19 protein-coding genes and 3 pseudogenes are annotated in these 20,529 nt (G+C 60.3%); 8 read left to right on the forward strand and 14 right to left on the reverse strand.

The window, feature by feature from the left end:
* Positions 1–29: 29 nt before the first annotated feature.
* From AAE029_RS09580 to AAE029_RS09595, 4 genes and pseudogenes are all read right to left on the reverse strand, one after another.
* Positions 30–1,201 (reverse strand): annotated as a pseudogene (locus tag AAE029_RS09580) (MFS transporter).
* Positions 1,198–2,301 carry a flavin monoamine oxidase family protein gene (locus AAE029_RS09585; protein WP_371072600.1) on the reverse strand — a complete coding sequence of 368 codons (1,104 nt, stop codon included), beginning with the start codon at positions 2,299–2,301 and terminating at the stop codon, positions 1,198–1,200. Before AAE029_RS09585 ends, AAE029_RS09580 begins: the two are co-directional and overlap by 4 nt.
* Positions 2,298–3,014: a cupin domain-containing protein gene (locus tag AAE029_RS09590; protein WP_371072601.1), complete on the reverse strand. Its 717-nt coding sequence runs from the start codon at positions 3,012–3,014 to the stop codon at positions 2,298–2,300. Before AAE029_RS09590 ends, AAE029_RS09585 begins: the two co-directional genes overlap by 4 nt.
* A 2-nt stretch (positions 3,015–3,016) precedes the next feature.
* Positions 3,017–3,760: an SDR family oxidoreductase gene (locus AAE029_RS09595; RefSeq protein ID WP_371072849.1), complete on the reverse strand. Its 744-nt coding sequence runs from the start codon at positions 3,758–3,760 to the stop codon at positions 3,017–3,019.
* Positions 3,761–3,865: 105 nt separating this feature from the next.
* On the opposite strand from AAE029_RS09595, the gene AAE029_RS09600 reads away from it, so the two are divergent.
* Positions 3,866–4,777: a LysR substrate-binding domain-containing protein gene (locus AAE029_RS09600; protein ID WP_371072850.1), complete on the forward strand. Its 912-nt coding sequence runs from the start codon at positions 3,866–3,868 to the stop codon at positions 4,775–4,777.
* 182 nt (positions 4,778–4,959) lie between these two features.
* Here AAE029_RS09600 and AAE029_RS09605 read toward each other — a convergent pair whose 3' ends face one another.
* A complete protein-coding gene (locus AAE029_RS09605) occupies positions 4,960–6,360 on the reverse strand; it encodes an FAD-binding protein (RefSeq protein ID WP_371072602.1) in 1,401 nt (466 codons plus the stop codon).
* 262 nt (positions 6,361–6,622) lie between these two features.
* On the opposite strand from AAE029_RS09605, the pseudogene AAE029_RS09610 reads away from it, so the two are divergent.
* Positions 6,623–6,978, forward strand: a pseudogene (locus AAE029_RS09610) (leucine zipper domain-containing protein); the annotation flags it as partial.
* Here the strand turns inward: AAE029_RS09610 and AAE029_RS09615 are convergent.
* The 3 genes from AAE029_RS09615 to AAE029_RS09625 all read right to left on the reverse strand — a co-directional run bounded on the left by AAE029_RS09615 (position 6,979) and on the right by AAE029_RS09625 (position 10,135).
* Entirely contained in the window at positions 6,979–7,164 is a 186-nt protein-coding gene (locus AAE029_RS09615) for a hypothetical protein (RefSeq protein ID WP_371072603.1), read from the reverse strand.
* A gap of 279 nt (positions 7,165–7,443) precedes the next feature.
* The gene (locus AAE029_RS09620; RefSeq protein ID WP_371072604.1) at positions 7,444–9,366 is read right to left on the reverse strand and encodes a PAS domain S-box protein; all 1,923 of its coding nucleotides are present in this window, start codon (positions 9,364–9,366) and stop codon (positions 7,444–7,446) included.
* A gap of 22 nt (positions 9,367–9,388) precedes the next feature.
* Positions 9,389–10,135: a helix-turn-helix domain-containing protein gene (locus AAE029_RS09625; protein WP_371072605.1), complete on the reverse strand. Its 747-nt coding sequence runs from the start codon at positions 10,133–10,135 to the stop codon at positions 9,389–9,391.
* A gap of 138 nt (positions 10,136–10,273) precedes the next feature.
* On the opposite strand from AAE029_RS09625, the gene AAE029_RS09630 reads away from it, so the two are divergent.
* A complete protein-coding gene (locus AAE029_RS09630) occupies positions 10,274–11,005 on the forward strand; it encodes a response regulator (protein WP_371072606.1) in 732 nt (243 codons plus the stop codon).
* Positions 11,006–11,049: 44 nt separating this feature from the next.
* Here the strand turns inward: AAE029_RS09630 and AAE029_RS09635 are convergent.
* Positions 11,050–11,391 (reverse strand): annotated as a pseudogene (locus AAE029_RS09635) (acetyl-CoA hydrolase/transferase C-terminal domain-containing protein); the annotation flags it as partial.
* Positions 11,392–11,468: 77 nt separating this feature from the next.
* Between AAE029_RS09635 and AAE029_RS09640 the strand changes: the two are divergent.
* The 3 genes from AAE029_RS09640 (at position 11,469) to AAE029_RS09650 (ending at position 12,947) form a co-directional block, all read left to right on the forward strand.
* Positions 11,469–11,705, forward strand: a complete 237-nt coding sequence (locus AAE029_RS09640) for a DUF1127 domain-containing protein (protein WP_371072607.1) — start codon at positions 11,469–11,471, stop codon at positions 11,703–11,705.
* A 48-nt stretch (positions 11,706–11,753) separates the two neighbouring features.
* Positions 11,754–12,590, forward strand: a complete 837-nt coding sequence (locus AAE029_RS09645) for a helix-turn-helix transcriptional regulator (RefSeq protein WP_371072608.1) — start codon at positions 11,754–11,756, stop codon at positions 12,588–12,590.
* A 201-nt stretch (positions 12,591–12,791) separates the two neighbouring features.
* Positions 12,792–12,947, forward strand: a complete 156-nt coding sequence (locus AAE029_RS09650; RefSeq protein WP_371072609.1) for a hypothetical protein — start codon at positions 12,792–12,794, stop codon at positions 12,945–12,947.
* Positions 12,948–12,999: 52 nt separating this feature from the next.
* On the opposite strand, the gene AAE029_RS09655 is transcribed toward AAE029_RS09650, so the two are convergent.
* Genes AAE029_RS09655 through AAE029_RS09665 form a run of 3 tightly spaced genes read right to left on the reverse strand, consistent with a single transcriptional unit; the run spans position 13,000 to position 17,148 of the window.
* The gene (locus tag AAE029_RS09655; RefSeq protein WP_371072610.1) at positions 13,000–14,070 is read right to left on the reverse strand and encodes a lipocalin-like domain-containing protein; all 1,071 of its coding nucleotides are present in this window, start codon (positions 14,068–14,070) and stop codon (positions 13,000–13,002) included.
* Positions 14,060–16,468 (reverse strand): ABC transporter permease, encoded by a 2,409-nt coding sequence (locus tag AAE029_RS09660; protein ID WP_371072611.1) that lies wholly within the window; start codon positions 16,466–16,468, stop codon positions 14,060–14,062. The genes AAE029_RS09655 and AAE029_RS09660 overlap by 11 nt, the downstream gene beginning before the upstream one ends.
* Positions 16,468–17,148: an ABC transporter ATP-binding protein gene (locus tag AAE029_RS09665; protein ID WP_371072612.1), complete on the reverse strand. Its 681-nt coding sequence runs from the start codon at positions 17,146–17,148 to the stop codon at positions 16,468–16,470. The genes AAE029_RS09660 and AAE029_RS09665 overlap by 1 nt, the downstream gene beginning before the upstream one ends.
* 264 nt (positions 17,149–17,412) lie before the next feature.
* On the opposite strand from AAE029_RS09665, the gene AAE029_RS09670 reads away from it, so the two are divergent.
* Positions 17,413–17,616 carry a hypothetical protein gene (locus tag AAE029_RS09670; protein ID WP_371072613.1) on the forward strand — a complete coding sequence of 68 codons (204 nt, stop codon included), beginning with the start codon at positions 17,413–17,415 and terminating at the stop codon, positions 17,614–17,616.
* On the forward strand, positions 17,613–18,581 hold the full coding sequence (locus tag AAE029_RS09675; protein WP_371072614.1) for an oxygenase MpaB family protein: 969 nt from the start codon (positions 17,613–17,615) through the stop codon (positions 18,579–18,581). Before AAE029_RS09670 ends, AAE029_RS09675 begins: the two co-directional genes overlap by 4 nt.
* 134 nt (positions 18,582–18,715) lie before the next feature.
* Here AAE029_RS09675 and AAE029_RS09680 read toward each other — a convergent pair whose 3' ends face one another.
* Positions 18,716–19,702 carry a zinc-dependent alcohol dehydrogenase family protein gene (locus tag AAE029_RS09680; RefSeq protein WP_371072615.1) on the reverse strand — a complete coding sequence of 329 codons (987 nt, stop codon included), beginning with the start codon at positions 19,700–19,702 and terminating at the stop codon, positions 18,716–18,718.
* Between the two features lie 163 nt (positions 19,703–19,865).
* Positions 19,866–20,312, reverse strand: a complete 447-nt coding sequence (locus tag AAE029_RS09685) for a pseudoazurin (RefSeq protein ID WP_371072616.1) — start codon at positions 20,310–20,312, stop codon at positions 19,866–19,868.
* Between the last annotated feature and the right edge of the window lie 217 nt (positions 20,313–20,529).

Below are 20,529 nucleotides of genomic sequence, written 5' to 3' on the forward strand. Positions count from 1 at the left end.
CCTCGCGTAGTTTCAGGATCGGCGACCTTCTATCCGTGTGTGGGTCGGGCCGCGCGCCAGACCAGAGGAACCAGAACTAGGGCGACCGCCGGAAGCACGATCCAGTTGATCGTCTCCCAGCCGGAACTGTGGAGAAGCGATCCGGCCGAGAAGGAGGCGCAGGCGACCGTTCCGAAAACGAGGAAGTCGTTCGCACCTTGCACCTTGCTGCGTTCCGCCGGCGTGTGGGAGTCGGCCACCATGGCGGTCGCCCCAATGAAGCCGAAGTTCCAGCCGATTCCCAGCAGCACTAACGAGATCCAGAAGTGGGCGATGTCGAAGCCGGAGAGCGCGACTGCCGCCGAGCTGCCGATGAGGAGAAGGCCGACGGCCGCCACCCGTTCCTTGCCGAAACGCACCATCAGACGCCCGGTGACGAAGCTCGGGCCATACATGGCGAGGATGTGCCATTGGATTCCGAGAGCCGCCTGGTCGATCGAATGTCCATGCCCCACCATGGCGATCGGCGATGCGGTCATCACGAAGGTCATCAGTCCGTAGGACACGACTCCTGTCGCAATAGCCAGGAGGTAGCGCGGCGCGGTCAGGATCTGGGTAAGGGGCCGCTCCGCAGCGCCTTCCCTTGCCCGCCTCTTCTGCGGCGAAGACGCGCGAAGAAGAGACAGGACCGGAAAGGCCAGCGCGGCGAGCGCAGCCTGGCTGAGGAAGCTTCCCGCGAAAGGCGTTCCAGGACGAGCGTCACGCGTCCAGATGACGAGCTGCGGCCCGATGATCGCCGCCGCGAGGCCGCCGATCATGACGCGGGCGATCGCCTTCTGGCTCTCAGCCCCGGTCGCATTGTCGGTCGCGGCGAAACGATAGCTTTGAACGTAGGAAGAATCATGAAGCTTTCGAAGACGATGCCCGCTGCGGCGATCAGGCCGGAGATCATGCCGATCGTCGTTCCAAGCAGATAGCCCGGCCGTCGCCCGAACCGACGCATGACGTAGGCCGCAGGCAGGGTTCCGAGCGCTAGTCCAAGGTTGAGCAGGCTGACCGGCAAGGTAACGAGATCGGGATCGGGCGACAGGTGTTGCCCCACCAACCCGCCGAGCGAGATGACGATCGGGGCGTTCGCGCCGCCTAAAGCCTGCGCGACGGTCAGAATCAATGCGTTTCGCCTTATGCCCGGCTCTACCGAGCCTTGATGCATCACGTTCATTCCGCGTCGATCTTCGAAAGGATCTCGCCCGTAGCCCGCTCCGCGGCGATGATAGCGCCGGCGAGATATCCGGGTTCGGAAGGACTGGTCTCGCTTCCGGCCAGAAAAAGGCGTTCCTTCCACGGACCGGCGACCCACTGCGTGCTTCCCGGCACGGGATGGCCGCCGGCCGCACGGTCGGCGGCGGTCGCCGTCAGCGGATCGGCGGCCCAGTCCTTCAGGATGGTCGCACGCGGTTCGAGCGCATCCGGGCCGAAGAGCCGCGCGAACTGCGTAAGGCACGCCTGTTTCAACACTTCCTCACCGAGCGCGGCGCGCTGGTCGGCCGCGACGCCGAGAAAGCCGAACAGAGCTGCCTTGCCGGAAGCCGTCGTTGCGTCATGGATTTCGACCATCGGCCCGACCATGCTCTGCGCCGTGCCCGAGAGGCCCGCCGTCCGCCAGAAGGGCCGGTCGTAGATCGCGAAGAACTTGGCATGCGGGGCCATCCATGTCGGGCTGGCGCGCCAGCGGGCGGTGGTTGCCGGCTCCTGCCCGGGCGTGAAGCTCACCGTCGCTTCCAGCAGCCGTGGCGGCAAGGCGGCGACGACATGCTCCGCCTGTAGGCGATCGGCGCGTCCCTCGCCCATTTCCACGGTGAGCTGGACACCGTGATCGCTCAGAGCCATCGCCGTCACCTTCGTATTGAGGAGGATGCGGTCGGCGGGGAGATCGCCGGCCAATGCGCGAACCAACGCCGCCGTGCCGCCTGCAAGCCGCACCGACTGCTGCTCCAGTGCCGTCGGGCTGTAGCGCTGCGGCTTCTCGCGCGACATCCGTTCGAAGACCACGTCGCCATCGCTGTTCTGGAAGAAGGATTGGAGCCCGAGCTGCCCAATGAGCGTCGCCATGGCCGGCTGCATCAGCGGCCAGTACCAGGAAGGGCCGAGATCGAAACCGTCTTCCGCGGAAAGGCCGGATTCATCGGCCGTCAGAATACGGCCTCCGAGGCGGTCACGCGCCTCGATCACGATGACATCGACGCCGGCGGCCTTCAGCGCCCGCGCGGCGTACAAACCGGCGAGACCAGCGCCGACGACGGCTATTTTGCAAGCTTTCATGTCTTGTCCTTAGAGAGTTCGGGCGTGAGTTCGGCATTGTCGAAAAGGCAGACGTCGTCATGCAGGAGCGGCGCCGATTTGTACCAGACCCGCGCGCCGCGCTTTCCGACCTCAGCATGCAGCCGTTGCCCGGAAGGAAGACGCAGCCAGCTCCAGCGATCGAGAACATCGCCCGCTTCGGTGAAAGTGCCGTCGAGCACCAGCAGCTCAAGTCCTTGCGGATTTGAGATCTCGACATCGGCATTCGGCTGCCAGTCCTCCAGCATCACGCACTCGCCCGACCCGTGGAAGAGGATCCTTGACGACGTGACGCCGGGACGAGACTCGCCAGGCTGACCTTCCCCGGGCAGACAAGCGACGCGCTCGCGATCGCCTGCCTTGAACTGCCAGAGCTTCACCAGGATCGTGCAGCCGCCATCGCTCCTCGGGGCGTGCCCGGTCCCAGGCGGGTTCCGGACATAGGCGCCGACGGGGAAGTCGCCACTCTCGTCCTGGAAAATGCCGTCCAGAACAAGAAATTCTTCGCCGCCCGGATGCTCGTGATGGGCGAACCGACTGCCGGCGGCGTAGCGGACGATCGATGTGGCGCGTGCTTTCTCCTCGCCGATCCGGAAGAGCATGCGCCGGTCAACGCCCTTCGCGGGGCTTGGCACCCAATCGAGTTGCGTAGCGTGGACAAGCGTGCGTCTGGAGAGATCTTCGTTCAACAGCATGATCAGAGCTCCGATCTGCCGCCGTCGATCACAATCTCTGCTCCGGGCATGTAGCTCGAGGCGTTGCTGGCCAGGAAGAGCACGGCGGCTGCGATCTCCTCCGGTTTGCCCATGCGGCCGAGCGGCACTTGCGAGCCGACCCGATCCGCATACGCGCGAAACTCTTCCTCGCTCTGATTTCTACCACGGTGGATCGGCGTCTCGATCGAGCCGGGGCTGACGGCGTTCACCCTGATCTTGCGGTCGAGCAGCTCGGCCGACATCGTTCTTGCGAAGGAGCGAACCGCCGCCTTTGAGGCGGACAGGATCGCCCGACCGGGCGTCCCGACCCGATTTAGCCAGGAGGTGTTGAGGACGATGGAACCTCCGTCGTGCATGAGGGGAAGGACGGACTGCACCGTAAAGAAAACGCCCTTTACGTTCACGTCCATGATCTTGTGATAGGTCGCCTCGTCTGCCGTCGCAAGCGGCGTGCCAAGCGCGGCGCCCGCATTGACGAACAGGATGTCTAACGAGCCGAACGCGTTCTGAACCTTCGTCTTCATGCGGCTCAGATCGTCGAGCGAGGAAACGTCCGCCTGGATCGCAAGGATCTCGCCGTCGAGTTCGGCGACCGCAAGGTCGAGCTTCTCCTGCGACCTCCCGGTGATCGCAACACGCGCGCCGTTGTTGCGTAGCGCTCGTGCGGCAGCGAGGCCGATCCCGCTCGAACCATCGGTGACCAGCGCGGTCTTTCCCTGAAGCATCATTCGTCAATCCTCTTGTCTGTCGCCCGAATCTAACGCGGGGAATTGCATTCGCGAGGAAAACCCGCCATACCGCACAGAAAGAAAAACTTTGTCGTGAGCGACATGAGAAATCTGACCAGACTGAGATCGCTTCAGGCGCTGGAGGCATCCGCAAGACACGGCAGCTTCGTGGGCGCCGCCAGCGAACTCGACGTAACGCCGCCCGCCGTCGGTCAGCTCGTCCGTTCGCTGGAGGACTGGGTCGGCTATCCGCTGTTCAGAAGGAGTCGTTCCGGCGCCGAACGCCTGACGCCCGTCGACGAGGCGCAGGACGCCCTCGAAGATATCGCGCAAGGGCTCGACCTGCTCGAGGCAGGATTGAGGAAGCTACGTGGCCGCAAGGCACGCTCCGTCGTAGTGGTCACGGCTTCGCAGGCATTGGTGGCCAATTGGTTGCTTTCACGACTGGACGACTTCGCAACCAGCTACCCGAACATCGACGTTCGGCTCGACGTCTCGGACAGGATCATCGATCTCGCCCAGGGCGAGGCCGACATCGGCATTAGATGTGGACTGGGCTCATGGAAGGGCGTGAAGTCAACCTTTCTGATGGGCGAAGAAATCATTGCAGTCTGTCACAACCGGCTGTTGCCGGTCGATCAGGAGGTCACCGCCGGATGGATCGCCGAGCAGACCCTGATCCACGACGGCACGCCTCATCCTGGCGGCGACTTTCCCGCATGGAGCGACTGGCTTTCCCGATCCGGAGCGAACCAGGCGCCCGCCGACCGCGGACTGAAGATCAACTCCACAGCCGCGGTGATCCATGCGGCAATCGCGGCAAGGGGTGTGGCCCTCGTGCGCAAGGCGCTCGTGGCACAGGAACTGGAGAGCGGCCGGCTGGTCCATCTGCTGCCGCAAGTCCGGTGGCCCGTGAAGTGGGCCTACTACGTTGTGGCGGCTCCAAAGGTGCTGCGGCGGTACGAAGTCGCGGCTTTCCATGACTGGCTCGTAGACCATAGACCCAAGTTATGACCGTGACGGGCCCGAAAGCCGCCGTGACGCTTCTCCGCGACTACTGCATGGTTCCTTAAATCGGAACTGATTTAAAATGCTGCAGCGACCTTTGTGCGTCTTACAAGAGGCACGACCCCTGTAGGGTCCTGAACCTGCTTGCTGCGACCGACAACAAAACGGTTACGCCGAGCGCTCGTGGATTATTCTGCAACGCTGAAAATATTCTGTCCGTTTGCCAGAAGATGCTTAGGATCATACCGCTCTTTAGCTGCCTGCAGGACCGGCCACATCTCTCGAAGCTGTTGCTTCCAATCATCGAATGTCAGGTTGGCTGTCCCTACAGGGTAGATAGCTCCTCCGACGGACCTCGCCATTTTGTAAATCTCGTCATTAGAGACCATCGGGCCATCGACTGCATTATGAGGAATTGTGCGCAGGAGTGCGAAGAGAAATACAAGCTCTTCATCCGGAACCCGCATCATCGGTCTTCGAAGCCGCGCTCTTGTGATCGGATAAAGCAGGATAACGCCAGATGGTCCAATATGGTCTGGCTGGAGCTCGGCCAAGGTGCGCTTCACAAAATCGATGGTTCTCGATCCAGGCAGAAACAGATTTAACCAAGGGTGCGTCTGTTCCCACTCGCCGGAAAGTTTGAAACAGGTGATCGAAGGTTCGATCCTCTCAAGGAACTGAAGATATGTTGTCTCGGATATCTCGACCGATGCGGGATCCGGGCAGAGGCCCGCAAGAAGTGAAGTGTCGTCAATACTTTCGGATGAATCTAAGAACTTCGCAACTTCCACGGCATAGATCCAGCGGCCAGCGTCGTCCCAATAAATCTGGCCCTCCAGATAATCGAATCGAGCCTCCTTCAGCAGGCGGCACTGAACATCGATCAGTTCGTGAAGATGCTGATATGCGATCTTAAATCTTCGAACTCTCGTGGGCGCGGTAATCAGTTCGAGTGTTGCACTGGCAATGGCGCCGCATTGGCCGAGCCCGCACAGGATAACATCAAACAAATCGGCATGGACGGCAGCTGAACAATGAATGATCTCGCCGTTCGCAGTTACCGCTTCCACTGCCGCCACGTTGTCGGCTTGGGAGCCATGCATGAAAGATGTACCGCCAAGGCCGCCAACCGATAAAGTTCCTCCGACGGAGAGACCGAGATAATCGGTCAATACGGGCGGTGTCAGTCCGAGAGGCAGCGTCCTTGCCAAAACCTCACGCCAAGACGATCCTGCACCGACGACGACTTGTGTTGGTGTAACGCTGTCGATGCGGTTGAGCGTTGACAGATCGATGACGACCCCTTCCGTCAATGCTTGACCGTTGGTCGAATGCGCCTTTCCCCGCACGGCAAACTCGACCCCGTAATTCTGGCAGTGCCGGAATGCTTCAGCCACATCACCCGGGGTGTGCGGTCTTAAAACTGCAGCAGGAGTTCGCCGGATGATATTCCCAAAATCGCTGGAAGCGGCAAAACGCGCTTCGAGATCGGTGTGCACACTTCCCCGAAATTGCGTTTCACGGAAGAGTTTTCCTAAGAACCCGGCATGTTTGGGTAATGATAAGCCGGGAGCTATTCGTCTCGCCATTGCTAAAACTTTCGCGAACCGCGTTCGAACTCATATTTCGATCTGCATAAATTTGATCCAAACCATACAAGCTGCTGGTCATTTTCAGAACAGCACTTTGATAAAATCAAGGGAGATGCAGCTACAGATGAAACATGGCACGCGCCGCGATTGCGCGCGAAGAAATCGAGCGCGGCGTCGCTAGATGTGAGCTTTCGGGACATTCGGAGCGGATCGAGGAGACTGGAGTTACCACACCTCAGTTTTCCAGGATCGGCCCCGAATGAACATTCACAAGAATGCCCGACTGACGCCTGTGCGTCGAGAAATGGCGTTGGCCGCTATCAGCGGTCGCTTGTCGCAAGCCCAAGCCGCCGGCGTCTCGGCGAAAATCGTTTCGCGCTGGGTCTGCCGGTTCAGACCGCAGGGCGCGAGGCCATGAGAGATCGGTCGTCCCGGCCCAAAAGCAGTCCACGGCGAACGGATAACGTTCTGGCCGAGCGGATCATCGCGCTTCGCCGTCAGCATCTCTATAATTGGCATCGCCCGTATGGCGGCCTAAACTCAAAGACACCCATCAGCCGCCTGGCTCTATCCAGGGACAACCTGTTGAGGCTCGCCCCTCGCAAGCCGCTGGATCTATAGGCGCTGCTTTGTGCCGGCACTCTTGCCGTCGGAGCTTTTCGAACGCTCCTCAAACCGGGCGGGACCTTTCGCAAGGTCTGAACCTTTTTGAGCCTCCACCTTCCGTTCCTCGTTGGCAGCGCTCCTTTTCAAGCCTCGTGCCGACTGCTTTCCTTTTTCTTCTCGGGTCCGCTCAACCATTGGATCTCCTCCGCTGCTAGCGCCGGATAAACGTTCGCGCCATCGTTTCGTTCCTTACCTTGCCGACCCGATCATCAGAGGTGTTGTGACGGGACCGGACAGTTGGTCTTGGCCTTCACGGCGATCCAGATGAAGCGCGGCGAGCCGATGTTTTCCATCGGGCGCATGCACCGCCGCCCCTTCCTTTGCGGAGTTTTTCAAAGAAAGCTCGCTTTTTTCCCCGGCGTTCCCACGCGGTGGTGCTCGCGACCTCTGTTGACCAATGGGCGAGCCGCGGGCTCAATCGAGAAGTTCCCGCAGGCGAACCGCCAATTCGCGTGCCGTATAAGGCTTTTTCAACCAGCTTCCCGACTGGGCGAGTTCCCGGCCGGCAATCGTTGGCTCGGCATAGCCGGAGGAGAACAGGATCTTGATCCCGGGATTGAGCCCACGCACCTTCTGGGCAAGCTCGTCGCCCGTCATTCCGCCAGGCATGACGATGTCGGTGAACAGCAATGCGATGTCGGGATTTTCTGCCAGCCGCGCAAGGGCCTCCCTGCCGTTAGCCGCCTCGACAACTCTGTATCCGGCATCAAGAAGCCTCGATACGGCCACGCGGCGGACACGCGCGTCATCCTCGACGACCAGAATTTTCTCGGAGCCGCCGGGTATGCTGGGCTGTTGTTCCAAGGGACGTTCCTGATCGCCAGCTTCAACGCCGGTCTTATGCGCCGCGGGCAGGAAGATGCGCACGCTCGTCCCCTGATCGAGTTCACTGTAAATCTGAATGTGGCCGCCGGATTGCTTGGCGAAGCCATAGACCATGCTGAGGCCGAGGCCGGTACCCGAACCCGTACCCTTCGTGGTGAAAAAGGGCTCGAAAGCGCGCTGCTTGACATCGTCAGTCATGCCCATGCCGGTATCGGTCACTGCGATCAGAACGTAGTCGCCGGTGCGCACCTGCGGGTACATTTGCGCATAGTCGACGTCCAGCCGCACGCGGGAAATCTCGATCGACAGCCGGCCGCCACGCGGCATCGCATCGCGGGCGTTGAGCACGAGGTTCAGAAGCGCGTTCTGGAGCTGGGAACCGTCGACCAGCGCTTCGTTTGCAGCGCCTGTGACGACCGTGCGGAATTCGACGGTTTCGCCAAGCGTCCGCCGGAGCAGGTCGGAGAAACCGGAAACGAGCTGGCCGACATCCACGAGCTTGGGATTGAGCGGCTGGCGGCGACCGAAGGCGAGCAACTGGCCCGTAAGCCTGGCGCCGTCTTCGGCTGCTCCCTGCGCCTCTCGCAGCAGCGACCGAAGCTTTTCGTCCTGCAGCTTCATCTCGATCATTTCGAGATTGCCGCTGATCACGGTGAGCAGATTGTTGAAGTCGTGAGCGAGGCCACCGGTGAGCTGGCCGATCGCCTCCATCTTCTGCGACTGTCGCAGTTCCTCCTCGATCTTGTGACGGCTGGTGAGATCGCGGATGAAGCCGGTAAAGATGCGCTTTCCATTCGCTATTGCCTCGCCGACAGACAGTTCCATTGGAAAGATGGAGCCATCTTTGCGCTGCCCACTCACCACGCGGCCGTAGCCGATGATCCGGCGCTCACCGGTGGTCAGGTAGCGCGAAAGATAGCCGTCATGCGCCTCACGATCCGGCGAGGGCATCAGCATCCGGACATTCTGGCCGCAGACCTCATCGGCGGCATAACCAAACAGGCGTTCGGCCGCCGTGCTGAAGGAAGAGATCGTCCCGTTGTCGTCGATCACGATCATCGATTCAGGCACCGTATCGAGGATCGAGCGCAGATGCGCCTCCCGTTCTGCCAGATCGTCCTGAATTCTCTTCATATCGGTTACATCGTTGTTGGTTTGAATGATGACCGGCTCGGAAGCGAAAGACGGGTTGATAATCACCCATCGCGTCGCAACGAAAATGGTCCGGCCGTCCTTGTGCCTGTGGACTATCTCTCCCTGCCAGGAACCCCGGTTTCGGACCTCGGCATGTATTTCGTCCAGAGCCTTCGGAAACGTCGTCGAAAGGAGTTTGTGAACGACCTGCCCCAGGGCTTCCTTCCGCGACCATCCGTAAAGGTTCTCGCATCCGCCGGTCCATCGGCTGATGACGCCGTCGAAGCCGTGAACGATGAGATTGGCCTCATCCAGGACACGAGCGATCTCGTCGAGTTCAGTTTCGGTCGTGAGCTTGGTCTTCAGTTCGCCGTCCATTATGCCTTCATCGTTGACAGTCTCAGTGGTGCTGCCGACCTCCGCAGGCGATCAGATCGCCGCGACCGTATTCATCATCATCTCCGGAGAGTTGCGCAAGGGCTCCCTGCTTCAGAATGCGAACGGTGTGGCGGCCAGAGGAAGCGACTATCCCTTTGTTGGCAAGCTTTGTCATCGTACGCGATACGGTCTCGATTGTGAGGCCAAGATAATCAGCGATATCGAGCCGCGTCATCGGCAGATCGACAGTCGCGTTCATACGGCCTTGGGCGAACCCGCGGCGTAGTTCCTTGAGAAGAAAAGTACAAACCCTTTCCTCGGCATTCTTGCGCGACAGCAGCACCATCTGATCCTGCGCGGCGGCCAATTCGTCACAAAGGCGCGCATAAAGCTCGGGACGAAGCTGCGGAGAGTTGTTGACTTCGCTGTCGAAGGCCTTGCGCGAGAAGCGGCGTACCTTCGTTTCGGTGATCGCTTCCGCGCTGTAGAGATAATGGTCCTTCAAAGAGACGCCGACGATATCGCCGGCATTGAGAAAGCCGGTAATCACCCGCCGGCCATCGGAGATGATCTTGAAGACGCGCAGCGTACCTTCAGTCACCTTGAAGAGATGCCGGGCGGCATCGCCTTCGAAGAACAGCGCCTGTCCCGCATCCAGATGTTCGACAGGCTGCTTCCTGAAAATTGCCCGCCAGCAGTCCGGTTCGGAGCCAAGCACGGCTACGTTCGTGATGTCCTTTGCCTGATGAAGCGCGCTTGTCTGCAACATGATTCGTCTCTCCGCTTTGTCGATGAGGACAAATGACCGCACTCAGGTGACATGCGGATGCGCTGCGTGTTAAACACGGTGCCATCGTGTAACAGCGTGTAACAAATCTGCGCCTCGAAGCATTACCTGGACCTAATAATGTCTGTTTCCCGCCGTTACGACGCACATCTTCTTGTGGTCGACGACGATCCCCGAATTCGCCAGATGCTGAGCCACTACTTCGAGGATGAGGGTTACGCGGTGGTCGGTGCGGCAGATGGCGCGGAAATGCGCGCGCATCTGCGCCAGCGGAATTTCGACATCATCCTGCTCGATCTGGTGCTGCCGGGCGGACAGGACGGCCTCGACCTCGCCCGAGAGATCCGCGCACAGTCCGATATCCCGATCATGATGCTGACGGGACGGGACGACGTTGTCGACAGGATCGTCGGGCTCGAGGTCGGAGCGGACGATTATATTGCCAAGCCCTTTCACCTGCGGGAGGTTCATGCCCGCCTGAAATCGATTCTGCGCCGTCGCCAGGCGCCTGCGCGAAATGCCGTAGAAGCTCCAAGAGAGGAAATCATCGGTTTCGAGGATTGGAAGCTGAACCTCATCCGGCGGCAATTGCTTGATCCGGCAGGCGTCGAGGTCGAGCTGACGACCGGCGAATTCGATATGCTGACGGCCTTCCTGCATCACGCGGGCCGGGTCCTCACCCGCGAGGTCCTGATGGATCTGACGCGCGGGCGCAACCTGGAAGCCTTCGATCGGACAATCGACGCCCAAATCGTCAGGCTGCGCAGGAAGATAGAGACGGATCCCAAGCGTCCGCACTTCATAAAGGCAGTCCGCGGCGTAGGTTACGTCTTCACCGGCAAGCTGGACTGACCACATAAGTGCGTTCGATTTGGTCCGCCTGCAACGGGCCGATTTCAAAACCTGGGCTCATGTCGTCCTCCCGGCAGCATGCGTCCGATCCGGCGCAGATTATCGTGCCAGCCGAGCGCTTCCTCGATCAGGTGCGGCATGTGGCCGCCTCGGGCGGCGGCACGCTTGTAGAAATCCACCAGTGCCTCGCGATATGTGTGGTGAATGCAGCTGGCAATGATCGTTGCCGCGCGTTCGCGCGGGGCCAGTCCGCGAAGATCGGCAAGGCCGATTTCGGTGGCGAGGACATCGACATCGTGCTCCGTATGATCGACATGACTTACCATCGGCTCCGGACATCGAAGAGCTGCCGCCTTCCTCTCTCCCTCAATGCACAACGATCCGCTTCCGTTGGATGATCGCTAAATAATCTGACAGCGGAGTCCTCTGCGAAGGGTCAAACTATCTCATCAATACAAGTTCGATGGAGATGATGATGACGATCAGAAGTGCCAATTCCGCGTCTTTCTTCCGGCACGAGGGAACGGGGTCCCCAGCGGCACGCGGGCTGATCTCCATATCGATGTGGCTTGCCGCAAAACTGCAGGCGCGGCGCAACCGCAATGCCCTGCTCGCGTTGTCCGACGATCAGTTGAAAGATATTGGTCTCTCGCGCGGTCAATCCTTTAGCCATGAGCATATTTACACCCGTTACAAGTAAACTGTGCTAAAACCGGAGCGCCCACGCCGCATCATGTCGGAATGCATCATGTCAGGTCTTTCAGTCGACCTTCTTCTTAAAACAAAGACCGTCGCGTTAAGAGACGTCGTCTGTGACGGTGCATGCCGGCATAAGAGCGACGAGGAATGCGCCCATTCGACAAGCCTCGTCTATCCCTATCGCGGCGCCTTCATACGTCATGTCGGGCGCAAGGATTCCGTGGCCGAGGCCAACCAGGTTCTGTTTTTCAACAAGCAGCAGGGATACAGGATCAGCCATCCGATCGAGGGGGGCGATGCTTGCCTCGATGTCGCGATTGACGACGCGCTGCTTGCGGAACTGGTTCCGAAGGATCAACAGCAGACGGCAGATGGGCTCATCTTTCGCCGCCAGCGCCGGAGGATCGATCCACGGGCACAGGCCCTTGTCGCCCTGCTGCGGCATAGCCTCAAGCGCGGCGCAATTGAGGCGCTTGAGGCCGAAACGCTTGCCCTGACGCTCGTCCGGCGCTCGCTTGGCGAAGGGACCTCGCATGCCGCCGGCGCATCAGTGGGCCGGCAAAAGCTGGTTGATCGCGCCAAACTCGTGCTGTCTTCCGACCTCACCCGGCGATGGACGCTGGCCGATATCGCCAATGACGTTGGCGTCTCTCCAGTCTACCTGACCCAGGTTTTTCAGCAAGTCGAGGGCATTCCGCTTTATCGCTACCAGTTGCGCCTGAGGCTTGCGCGCGCGCTTGACCTGCTTGGCGAGTACGACGATCTGACGGCACTTGGCCTGGATCTCGGCTTTTCAAGCCATAGCCATTTCAGCTCCGCCTTCAAGCAGGCCTATCATCGCACACCTGCGGAATTTCAGCGGCTTGCCTCATTGCGTGACAGGTAAATCGCTAAAGAATCTGACAGCGGCGACGCGGGCAAAATGATCTCCTTGCCTCACCCCTAGATCAGGATGATTTCAGGCTGAATCGGCTTGAAATCTGAATCCTGATCTACATCAAGGAGTTAGAGCGGAATTTCAGCCGAAAACCGCGCACACTTTTCGGCACCCCGCTCTATAGGGGAACGTCAAAATGGAGGAATGGAAATGGATCTGCGTACATGCGCTGCCTGCGACTGCGAACTCGATGTCGAGGCGATCAAAGTCAAGCTTGGCGGCAAGATCGTTGAGGTCTGCTGTGAGGAATGCGCTCAAGCACTCAAGGAAGCGGAGACCGCGACCAATACCGGTGATGAGATCTGAAAGGAACGTTCGAAGTGGTTGAGAGCGCCCGAGGCGCCCTCGGCCTTTAAACTTATCTGTAGCCGGTCATTTCCAGGTAGCCCAGTCCCGTCGAGCTCCCGGATATTCGTATCGGCCCTTCCCAATATGGAAACTGGGTTGCGACCCATGCGCCGTCATTGAGCGCCTTAACCGTCGCGTCCAACCCTCGGCTCGGCAGTTCCAGTTGCCATCGGACCGGAACCTTCCTGCCGGCGACAGTCGCGGTGTCCAGCGGCGTGATCTTGAGTTCATCGGCCGCTAGAGGAGAAGGCTTGCCTTCTGCAGATATCCATGTGCCGGACGTGAAGCCGCCGCCGGATGTATCGCGAAGGCGGAACGCCATCAGCTTCTCCCCGTCGTCGAAGTGGAGGGAGAACCAGTCCCAGCCGGTCTGGTTTGAGGCCAACGGCTGGCTCGACCATTCCCGGTCCAGCCAAGCCTTGCCGGTGACCGCCACATTCCTATCCGGCAGGTGCAACGTTCCGGAAACGGCATAGAACGGCTGTGAATAATAATAGCTGGCTTGACCTTCCTTGGACTTCACAGAATAGCCGCGCTCGCCCTGCGGCACGATCGGACCATTGGCATCAAGCTTCAGCTCATAGGCGAAGTCCGCGCCACTTGCCGACATCGTCAAATGGTTGAGCTCGTCGCCTGAGGCGAAAGGCTGGTGCGCCGCCATCGTCCACTCGTCGATCCAGGCTGAAAACGGAGACGTCGTCACGCCCGCCTGGCCCACGCCGCCACGCGCCATGCGCTCGGTCGAGAACTGCTTGTCGGGGGTGGTAACGGCGGCGTTGCCCATCCAGACCTGCGGACTGGACCAGCCTGCACTCTCGCGCGGAGCGACCGCCGAGCGGAACAAGGTCCACTGTGCCCCGTAATTGAGGCCATCGGCCCCTCTGAGGTTGGCCGTCACATACCACCATTCGATACGGAAATCGGGATGCGCTCCATGATCTCGCGGAAACTGTAACTCGACACCCGGCTTCGCTATGGAAAAACCTTCCGCCCTGGTTCCAAGTCCCGCGAAACCCTGGGCATTCGCGCTTCCGAACAGGCATAGCAGTGCTACGAAAATAGCTGGCAGCCTACCGTTCATTGGAAAAGACCATGAGAAGCATGGATGGCGTCACCTTCGAAAGCCGTATCAGAGGAACAGCGATTGACAGAAGTGCTGCGACAAGAGCCAAGCCGGCGAGACGAACCCAATCCGCGGGAAATATGAGCAGCGGCAGGCGCCATCCGAAGGCTTCCACATTCACCACCGCAAGCAACACCCACGCAAGAACGAGACCGACGGGCACCGCCAGGACGAGCGTGATTGCGACGAGAAAAAGCGTACGCCAAAGCTCGAGAAGAGCAAGCTGCCTTCGAGTGAGCCCCATGGCCCAGATCGGCGCGAGTTGCGGCAAACGCATTCCTGACAATGTCGTCATGCTGGCAAAGAGGGCGATCCCGGCGACCGTCAGCGTCAGCACGTTCAAGGCGGCAGTCACTGAGAAGGTCTGCTCGAAAATCTCGATCGACCGGCGTTTCAGTGCCGCCTGGTCGGTGATGTTCTGCGCCGGCAGACCGAACTGCTGTGTGAGAGCCTCTTTCAGGAGATGGACCTTGGCGGGGTCGATCCTCACTCCGAACCGGAGCCGCGGCACCTCCGGAAAATGCCGGATGAGGGCGGAAAGGCTGACAATCGCCTGGGCGGTGGGATTTCCGTAGTCGGAGTATACGCCTGCCACCTTCACTTTCCAGCCACCCGGAAGCGATACCGTGTCCCCAAGGTCGAGATGCTGACGGCGATAGAGCTGTTCGTTGACAAATGCGGCGTCGCCTTTTGAGATCTGTTCCCAGGCATCGGGCTCCGCCAGAATGAACGGCCAGTTGTTCCGATACGTCGGATGGTCGACAATACCGAAGACCTGGCCGGGTTGGCCTTCGATTTCCCCCTCGCTGCTCCATATGGGCAGAACCGCGTCAACGCGCGGCTTCAGCCAGGCGGCCAGCGCATCGCCCTCCGCATCATTGCGCGCCATCATGTAGAGTTCGGCGGCAAGTCGCTGGTCGAGCCAGCCTGTAAACGTGGACCTGAAGCTCGCGACCATGGTGCCGACACCGACATTTGCCGACAGCGCCAGGAGGAGCGCCATCAAGGCCAGTGCAAGCCCGGGGAGCTGCTGCTTCGTGTCCGCCCAGAACCACACGGCCACGGGCCTGGAGGACACGGCCGCCATCACGAGAAGGAACAGCGCAATCAGCCCGGGAAGGAGCAGGGCAGCTCCAAGGAGCAAGCAGCCAAGCACGGCAAAGCCCATGACAAGGCCGCTTCCCCAGACGTTCAAAGCGCCCGCTGCAAGGAACAGCGTGACCGCCGCCACGCCTTGAACCACCAGATCGCGTTGAGACGCCATCGCCCAAGCCCGCGGTTGTGCGGGAGCAAGCAGCGGCATGCGGGCAATACGCCAAAGGCTCTGTGCGGCTGAGACAAGGGTACCGAGGACAGCAATCGCCAGTCCGCTTGCGATCCATGCGGGCCTGAACGCCAGAGCACCCTCGACACTTGCACCGTACAGCGCGCGCAGCGTCGCTGCGACCCCCGGAAGAAGAAACGAAGCGAGGAGATAGCCGAGCGCCACGCCGATGATCCCTGCCAACAGCGCAAACGTGGCAAGCTCGAAGAGCAGCAAACCCATCAGGGTCGATGCGGGAATCCCGAGAGAGCGCAGCGTCCGGAAAGTCGTACGCCGCTGCTCGAAGGCGAGACCGATCGTCGAGTAGACGATGAAGAGGCCGACGGCGAAGGCGAGAAATCCGAAAGCGGTCAGATTCAGATGGAAACTGTCGGTCAGGCGGCTGATGTCGCTGGATGCCTCGGGCTTGCGCAAAACGAGGTCAGGCGCGACGGCCGAAAGCTCTTGGCGCCCCATCGGTTGATCCGGCGAGACGATGAAGCGGGATATCCGCCCCGGCCTGTTGAGGAGCTGTTGGGCTATGCCGATATCGGCAATCGCCGTTCCCGGAAGCATGTCCGCGGCAAGATGCAGCGGCGGCGTCGGCTCTCGCTCCAGTGCGCGGGCAGTCGAGGGAGAGACATAGACAAGGCCGGGCGGCGTGATGAAAGCCAGCAGATCCGATGCCTGTCCGAGAGCGCCTGCCTGCGCGCCCTTGGGAAGACTGACCGGCTCGATCCCGATCAGGTGGATGCGGACCGTTCCCACCCTCCAGTCTCCTTCGAGGACGGGCGAAACCCGCCAGCCTGCGCGGCTCAAGCGGGCAAACACGTCGTCCGCAACGTCCTCGCCGTATGCCGGAAGGAGCTGATCGAAGCGATCCTGGCCAAGGAGGGCGGCTGCGCGATCATAACTTGCCCTCGCCTCCGCATTAATGGCCTGCACGCCCGACCACAGCGCCGTGGCAAGCGACAGCCCAAGAAAGAGCATGGCAAGCTGGAACGGATGACGCCGCCAATGGGAAAGCAGGGCCACGAGTCCTGACGCAACCATCAGACGATCCGCCCGCCGGTCAGCCTGACCTGCCGGTCGAGGCGAGCGGCTATCTTGGCCGAATGGGTCACCATCAACAGCGCCGCTCTCGTTTCAGAGATTAGGCTGAGCATCAGTGACAGAACCGCATCGCCGTTCACCTCGTCGAGGTTTCCGGTCGGTTCATCCGCAAGGATCAATGGAGGGCGCATCGCAAGCGTGCGCCCGATGGCAACGCGCTGCTGCTGGCCGCCGGAAAGCTGTTCCGGATAGCGTGTGAGAAGCGCACTCAGGCCGAGCCTGTCCGCCAGGGTCGCCTCCCAGGAAGGATCCGATCGCCCGGCGAGACGAGCGTGGAAAGATAGGTTCGCGGCGATATCGAGAGAGGGGATAAGGTTGTATTGCTGGAATACAAGCCCGACGAGGCTGCGGCGAACCCGCGCCCTTCCCTTGTCATCCATTTCGGAGACGGCTTGTCCCGCCACTTCGATCTGTCCTGCATCCGGACGATCCAGCCCGGCGGCGAGGTGCAACAGGGTGCTTTTGCCACTTCCGGACTCGCCCGTCAGGGCAAGACTCTGGCCGCTATCGAGGGTCAGATCGATCTCGCTCAAGACGTCGAGCCTGCCTTCCGCAGTATCATAGTGCTTGCTGACGCTCTTCAGCGATAACAGCGTCGGCGATCCTGCATTCGCGGCCATCCGCACCTTCCTAAGAATTTCGAAAGCGTCGATCCGATCTGATCTACATAGACTGCGGGCTGCGCCACAGGAAGCGTTTCTGCCAACGTCCTATCGCCATTTCTCATATGCGGTGCGCACTCGGCTCGCGCCTGGTTATAGGGCTGCAGAGACATTTGCGGATGACCGGGACCGGTCCAGATTCGAAAGCTGACGCCCAAGCTGCGCATGGAACCGAGAGCGGCAGCAGGGATTACCTTACAGAGCATGAAGGGAGAATATCCAATGCCTGACAAGAAATCGCCTGCCGTCAAATCCGTGGAACAGGAGCGAGCCGCTTCGCGCAAGCGAGACAAGAAAGGTGAGCTCGATAAGGGACTGGAGGACACCTTCCCGGCGTCCGACCCGATCTCGACGACCACAACTGCCGTCTCAAGCGGCCGCGCGGACACCGAGGAAGCCGAAAGGGTGAAGCGTAGGGCCGAATGAGGACTCTGTTCCAGCACGGCTTTCGATCACAGATCGTCCGCCACCTCGATGCTTTGGCTGTCCGACTGATGTTTCCTGAGGACCGGCCAAATTTCGACTTCACCCAGCCTGCCGGCGAGCGCGCGCTTGTCGGCCCCGACTCCATTTCGTGGCGTATCTTCAAGAACCCGGTCTCCCTGGTCGTCGGGGGGATCGCGGCCGTCATCCTGGAATTGGCGGAACCTGCTGTCCGCACAGGCGTGTGGGAGCACAGCTCTTTCCGAACTGCTCCGATGAGGAGACTGCAGCGCACCGGGCTTGCAGCAATGATTACTGTCTACGGGCCTCGCAGTGCGGCCGAGAAGATGATCGCCGGCGTCGTGCGCCGGCATGAAACCGTATCTGGAACAACGCCTGCCGGCGAGCTTTACCACGCAAACGACACGCCTCTTCTTGACTGGGTACAGGCAACGGCCACCTTCGGGTTCGCCAAGGCCTACAGCCGCTATGTCTCGCCACTTGGCCGCGAAGAATTCTCGCATCTCTTTTCGGAGGGGCGGGAGGCTGCCCGACTTTATGGAGCCGTCAATGCACCGACTTCGCTCAGCGAATGGGAGCGACTTTTGGAATCCATGAAAAAGCGACTGGAGAGGTCGCCGATCATCTTCGAGTTCCTCGAGATAATGCAGCAAGCCGCGATCCTCCCCAGACCATTTGGACCGCTCCAAAGGATCATGGTCCGCGCCGCGGTCGATATCACACCTCAATGGGTTCGCGAGCGTCTCGGGCTCGGGTCTGTTCATGGACTGCGTACAGGTGAGGACATCTTTCTGCGGTCGGTCGGAGGTGTGGCCGACGAGATCGCACTTCCTTCGGTTCCTCCTGTACAGGCATGTCTTCGGCTCGGGCTGCCCGCGAACTACCTCTACGGCAATTCGCCGGGTCGCGATCGTCGTAGCATGGCGCCTGCAGCGCCGCGCGTCTGATGAGACGCTCGGTCCCGATTTAGGCAACCATCTAATGCATGTCGCGCAAAAGTGTGCAGCGTTTTGCGGCAACGACATGCATGAAAACAACAATCTAAAGCCTGTCGCGTGAATCTCTTTTCACGCGACAGGCTTTAGTCGGGCTTTAGAACGGCCGCACCGCTCAGACGACCCGCGCGCAAATCGCCGAACGCGGCATTGGCTTCACTCAGCGGATAGATAACCGTGTGTGTCTTCACATTCGCCTGCCGAGCGATCGGCAAGAATTCTGCAGCATCCTCGCGCGTCAGGTTCGCAACCGAGACCACGCATCGTTCGCCCCAGAGGAGCGCATAGGGCATTGCAGGAATGTCGCTCATGTGGATTCCGCCGCAAACGACACGGCCGCCCTTTCTGACGGCCTTCAATGCCGCCGGGACGAGATTGCCAACCGGCGCAAAGATGATTGACGCATCGAGCAAGACAGGCGGAGCCTCGTCCGAGCCGCCAGCCCAGGTAGCGCCGAGATCGCGTGCGAAACGCTGCGCCGCCTCGTCTCCGGGGCGCGAAAAGGCGCAGACTTCCCGCCCCTGCCAGACGCAGATCTGCGCAATGATATGAGCCGCCGCACCGAAGCCATACAGCCCTATCCTTCTGCCGTCACCGGCCTTTTTCAGCGAACGCCATCCGATGAGACCGGCGCAAAGAAGCGGCGCCAGTGCAACCGGATCGGCATCCTCGTCGAGAGCGAAGGCATAGTCGGCATCCGCGACGACGTGCGTCGCAAAACCTCCGTCGCGCGTGTATCCCGTGAATTGCGGCTGATCGCAAAGGTTCTCCTGGCCCGTCTGGCAGAAGGAGCAGCATCCGCATGTGTGGCCAAGCCAGGGCACACCGACCCTGTGCCCGATCCGTGAAGGCTCCACACCGTCCCCGACCGCTTCGACGATCCCGACGATTTCATGCCCGGGAACGAGCGGAAGCTTCAGGTTCGGCAGTTCGCCGTCGAAAACATGGAGGTCGGTCCTGCAGACGGCACAGGCCTCCACCCGCAGCATGAGCTCACCCTTTCCGGGCAAGGGATCAGGGCGCTCAATCAGGCGCAAGGGAGCGCCTGTCTCTTCAAGCACCATCGCCTTCATAATCAGGTCACCATAACTGTCAGCCTGGCAAAGAACAGGCTGCGACTACCAGCAAAATACCTCTCGTCAGCATTTCTGACATCTAACAAAATAGTGTCTTTGGCAAACCGCTTCGATGAGCGAACGGGATCGATCTCCGGTCCCGTTCGCCGGTGCAGTCAAGCTATTGGCCAATTTGGGCGATCGCCGCCTCGATCCTCTCCTGCGCCTTCTTCGGCAGCTTCCCGGCCTTGATCACCTCGAGATTGGCAGGCGCATCGCCCACGACAATGAGCCCAACCATACCCATGGCAAAATGGGGAGTGCATTTGACGAGATATGCACCGGGAACGTCGAACGTCACCTTGAGCGTCTCGTTCATCTTGCTTTTGAAGGCAGGCGCGCCATCGGGGATCATATCCTTGACCGTTTCCGCATTGTGCCCCTTGTCCGTCGGGATGAAAGTGACAGTGTCACCCGGGCCAACCTTGGTAAGGGCAGGCTCGAACACCATCGCGCCATCAGCGCCTTTATTCAGCATGTGGACTTCAAAATCGGCTGCCATGGCCGGCACCGCAAAGACCGCCAGTAAAGTCGCAACAGCAATATGTTTTGTCGAAAGAATATGCATCACTTTCTCCTTGATATGGAAATCTTGCGGGATTTCCGTGATCACTGCTTAAGCTGATGCAGAGACCGCTTCTTTGACGTTGCGCAAATTGCGGGGCCGATCCTGGCTGAATGGTCTTGCTGACTGGCGTGGTTTCGATGGTGGAGAATGTCCCGATGCGATCGCGACGTCGGCGCTGAAGACGCCGAAACCGGCCGGTTCATTGAGCTTGCGCAAT

This window comes from Sinorhizobium sp. CB7 (assembly GCF_041357635.1).
Taxonomy (GTDB): Bacteria; Pseudomonadota; Alphaproteobacteria; order Rhizobiales; family Rhizobiaceae; genus Rhizobium.